This window comes from Methylobacterium sp. 001424705 (assembly GCF_059816145.1).
In genome coordinates, this window is the sequence record NZ_JCBANU010000063.1 from 1 (window position 1) to 3,747 (window position 3,747).

The window sequence follows — 3,747 nt, forward strand, 5'->3', positions numbered from 1 at the left end:
CACGCATGGGCCAGGATCCTCCAAAGGTTGAGGCATCCTGAACGCGCATCGGCAACAAACCGTTAAGGTTGCACCGCGGCCGGACATAACAACGGCCACGGACGCTGGAACGAGGTGCGCGTACATCCGGCGTCACCCCATCCCGGCATCGTGGCCGCATCCGATCGGGCCTTAGAGCCGTGATCGGTATGATTTTGAGATGGGGGTCGTAGGGTTAATATTCAATGAAGCTGCCCCGCCGCCCGATCTGATCACGAGCCGGCGGGGAGGATCGTCCATCTCACAGGCGAGCCGGTACGCAACGTGGCTCGACGTCAGGATGCAGCCCTTCGGTTACCCGAAGGCTCATAGTCAATCGTCGTCGCGCGTGTCGATGTGGGAATGCGACAGCAGGAATGCGCATCCGGCGCGCGCCGCGTGTGCCAGGGCATTCAACTCCCGTGCCGTGACCGTATGCGATAGGACGTTGCAGAGCACTCCGGCGTCGTCAGCAGCACCGGCATGGCCTTCAGGTGGACCGGGCCGACGATACCGCTGGCCTCGCAGATCAGGAACGAGAACAGGCGGTGCTCCGCCTCCGCGCGGTCGGGGTTCCACTCGACCGCATCAAAAAACAGATCGAACAATGCACGCACCTGGTCGCCATGATTTACGACCCCGAACAGGTTGAACCGCTAGCGCCCGCTGCTTCCGAGCGCGCGCACCGGGGCGCCAGCGAGATCGACGGTCGATCCAACGGTGTCGCGCAGGCCAGATCCGACGTTCGAGAGGTGCTCGCCGTAAGTCTCGCGGGTCTGGGGGTCGATCAGGGCTACGGGGGCGGCAACGGCCAGGGCAGCTCCGGTCGCCACCGTGGACGCGGCGCCGGCGGCCGTGCTCACCAGACGGTCGCCGATGCCGATCTGACCGTCCGAGATTGGCTGACCGTCGGCGAGGCGCTTGCCCAGGAGGGCGACGACGTCGCCGCTGGCGAACTTGCCGTGGTTGAGGGCGTCGGTCGACTTCACTGCGGAGAGATTCAGCACCGACACCTTCTCGCGCTCGAGTTGCGTTCGATAGGGTTCGACCGTCGGGTCGATGGCGCCGAGGCGGACGCTGTCGCCCCAGACCAAGCGGGACACCGCTAGCGCCTGGTCGTCGCCGGAGACCATCAGCGTCAGGCGTGGGCGGTCCTTACCCATGTCGTGGAAGGCGGCGCGGGCAAGATCCATGTCGACGTCGGGGGCGGCCAGGATGACGTTGCGGATCTTCGGGGCGATCCGGCGGTCGCGGATGGCCATCTGGCGCAGGCTCTCGAGGGTCAGCCAATTACCCATGGAATGGGCGAGGATCGTCACCTCGCCGACATTCGGATCTTTCGCGAGGTCCCGCAGCAGGTCCTCGAGCCCGTTGCGCGAGAAGTTCGTGCTTTCACGGTCATAGCCATAGGCGAGAACGGATCCGCGCGATGGCCAGGTGAAGAGCACGGGCGCGACCTCGGCGCCGGAATCATGCACGATCTGGGCAAAGCGGAAGACGGCATCCTCGAACTTGTTGTTGAAGCCGTGGACGAACACGAGAACGTGGCGCTTGGCCGACCCCCGGACGGCGCGGTGCGTCCAAGCCGGGACCTTCGAGCGCTCGATCGGATCGGCGCGCAGGGCGACGAAGTCGGTGGCCGGGTTGCCAGGGACCGCCCTCGGCCATTGGACAGAGCCCGGCTGACGGATGGCGTCGGGCGGGATCGAGACCGCGAGATCGGTGTAGGTCACCGCCTCGCCACGCTCGCCCGAGAACAGCACGCCGCGGTCGGCCGCGGACTTGCGGGTCGTGGCGACGAGCATGTCGACGCGCGAGGTGCCCACAACCTGCTCGGCGCCGGCGACGGGCAGGAGAACCCCGCCGGGGCGCCCCGCACAGGCCGTCAGCAGGGCTAGCGCCGTCACAGCGACCATACTGCCAGCCGTCACACGCCCGAACCCAAAGGCTCCGAACACCCGCATCTCCATGCCCATCTCGCTGAAAGGCTGGACGGGCGATTGGTTCACGCACCGTCAAGACCGAGACACGCTACGGTACGATTGCGGCGTCGGGCAGTCCGATCCGGCGGTTCTCGAACCGATGTGGCGAAGGAGTCACGAAAGCCGCAGCTTCTTCCGGGGAGCGCGGCACACGCACCGCTCGTCCTATTCTCCGCTGGTCCCCATCTCCCAGATGTCCCCTTGGCGCCGCCATGGCAGAACTGCTTCGGACCCGGGATGCCTGAGCGGAGCACATCCAAGACGCGTGGGCCGTCCGCTTCGCTCCCGCCGATCAGCTTTTGCCGGATTGGATCGATCGCCAAGACCCTTTCAGCCCGCTCCGGGACCATCGGCCAAGGCAAAGCTTGATAATCAACCTTGGATGTTCAATTGCCCTCCGATCGAGGTACAACAACAGAATAGTATCATGCCCAAGAGCATAGAAACCCAAACCACCAACTTCGTCGAGCTCACGGGCGATATCGTCTCCGCGTATGTGTCGAACAATCCAGTCCGGACCGCCGATCTACCGGATTTGATCCGTCAGGTTCACAGTGCGCTTGAGGCGTCTGCAACAGGAGTGGCCACAGCCGCGCCAGAAGCCGAGATTGAGAAGCCGAGCGCTGCGCAGGTCCACAAGTCGGTAACGCCGGAAAGCATCGTCAGCTTCATCGACGGCAAGACCTACAGGACCCTGAAGCGTCACCTCGGCATGCATGGCTTCGACTCGCACAGCTACCGTCAGCGCTTCGGTCTCTCGGCCGACGACCCGATGGTCGCCCCTGAGTATGCCGCGCGACGCTCAGAGCTTGCGAAGTCCAGCGGCCTTGGCCGTGTCGTCGACCGGGGCGACTCCGCGGAGCCGAAGGCCACAAAGCGCACGAAGGCTGCGTGATTCGCCCTCACCGTCGTCACGTCGCTATCACCTGTCGGTATGGGCTCAATGGTCAACCGGCAGGTGGGAGCAGCTTCAGTCCGCAACCTTGTGGCGTGCGCAGAGCTTGTTGCCGTCTGGGTCGCGCAGGTAGGCGAGATAGATTCGACCCATCGGCGTTTGACGCTCGCCCGGCGGGTTCTCGATGGAAGTGCCCCCGTGGGCGACACCGGCTTCGTGCCAGGCACGGGCCCCATCCGGGCTGTCCATCCCGAACCCGATGGTACCGCCGTTGGAGGCGGTCGCGGGTTCCCCGTTGATCGGCTTGGTAATTACGAACCGGCTGCCGCGGTGCGCGTAGACCAAGCGCCCTAGAGCATCCATCGTGCCGGGTTCGCCGCCCATGACACCGAAGAGCGCATCGTAGAAGACTTTCGCCTTGGCCAAGTCGTTGCTGCCAATCACCATGTGGCTGAACACGTCGTTGCCTCCCTCTCGTTGTGTCGCACGGCTACCACGTCCGGGGCTTCAGCTGCAGCTATGGCCTTTTGCAGCGTCCCGACATGATACGCTGCAGGATCGACGATCCTCCCCGCCAGCCCATGAGCAAATTGGGTGGCGGGGGCAAGTCCGGGTTACCGGCCAGTGCCGCTTGGTGCTGCACCTGCGCCGGTCCCCGATGTGCCCGACGATCCGCCCGCGGAGCCAGAGCCACTGGTACCCATACCACCGCCTGTACCGGATCCCGTGCCGGTACCCATGCCAATACCTGCGCTACTACCAGAGTTGCTGCCTGATCCACCGGTCCCGCCGCCGCTCATTCCGCCTCCGCCAGATGCGCCGCCTGCAGCTCCCCCGGCGCCACCCCCCGCC

The 3,747-nt window shown here is 65.2% G+C and carries 3 protein-coding genes and 1 pseudogene; 1 reads left to right on the forward strand and 3 read right to left on the reverse strand.

Features of this window, described 5'->3' with window-relative positions; all coding sequences use genetic code 11:
• Window positions 1–476: 476 nt before the first annotated feature.
• Window positions 477–593 (reverse strand): annotated as a pseudogene (locus AC6EUL_RS22625) (SOS response-associated peptidase); the annotation flags it as partial.
• An 81-nt stretch (window positions 594–674) separates the two neighbouring features.
• Window positions 675–1,934, reverse strand: coding sequence for an alpha/beta hydrolase (locus tag AC6EUL_RS22630; protein ID WP_056491551.1), 1,260 nt, complete (start codon window positions 1,932–1,934; stop codon window positions 675–677).
• A 493-nt stretch (window positions 1,935–2,427) separates the two neighbouring features.
• Here AC6EUL_RS22630 and AC6EUL_RS22635 point away from each other — a divergent pair, with 493 nt between their 5' ends.
• Entirely contained in the window at window positions 2,428–2,895 is a 468-nt protein-coding gene (locus AC6EUL_RS22635) for a Ros/MucR family transcriptional regulator (protein ID WP_499872847.1), read from the forward strand.
• A 75-nt stretch (window positions 2,896–2,970) separates the two neighbouring features.
• On the opposite strand, the gene AC6EUL_RS22640 is transcribed toward AC6EUL_RS22635, so the two are convergent.
• Window positions 2,971–3,354, reverse strand: a complete 384-nt coding sequence (locus AC6EUL_RS22640) for a VOC family protein (protein ID WP_499872848.1) — start codon at window positions 3,352–3,354, stop codon at window positions 2,971–2,973.
• Window positions 3,355–3,747 lie beyond the last annotated feature (393 nt).

What these genes read in the sequence shown, in the direction of transcription:
- AC6EUL_RS22635 (WP_499872847.1), top strand. Translation starts at nt 2,428, where the DNA reads ATGCCCAAGAGCATAGAAACCCAAACCACCAACTTCGTCGAGCTCACG.
- AC6EUL_RS22630 (WP_056491551.1), bottom strand. Translation starts at nt 1,934, where the DNA reads ATGGTCGCTGTGACGGCGCTAGCCCTGCTGACGGCCTGTGCGGGGCGC.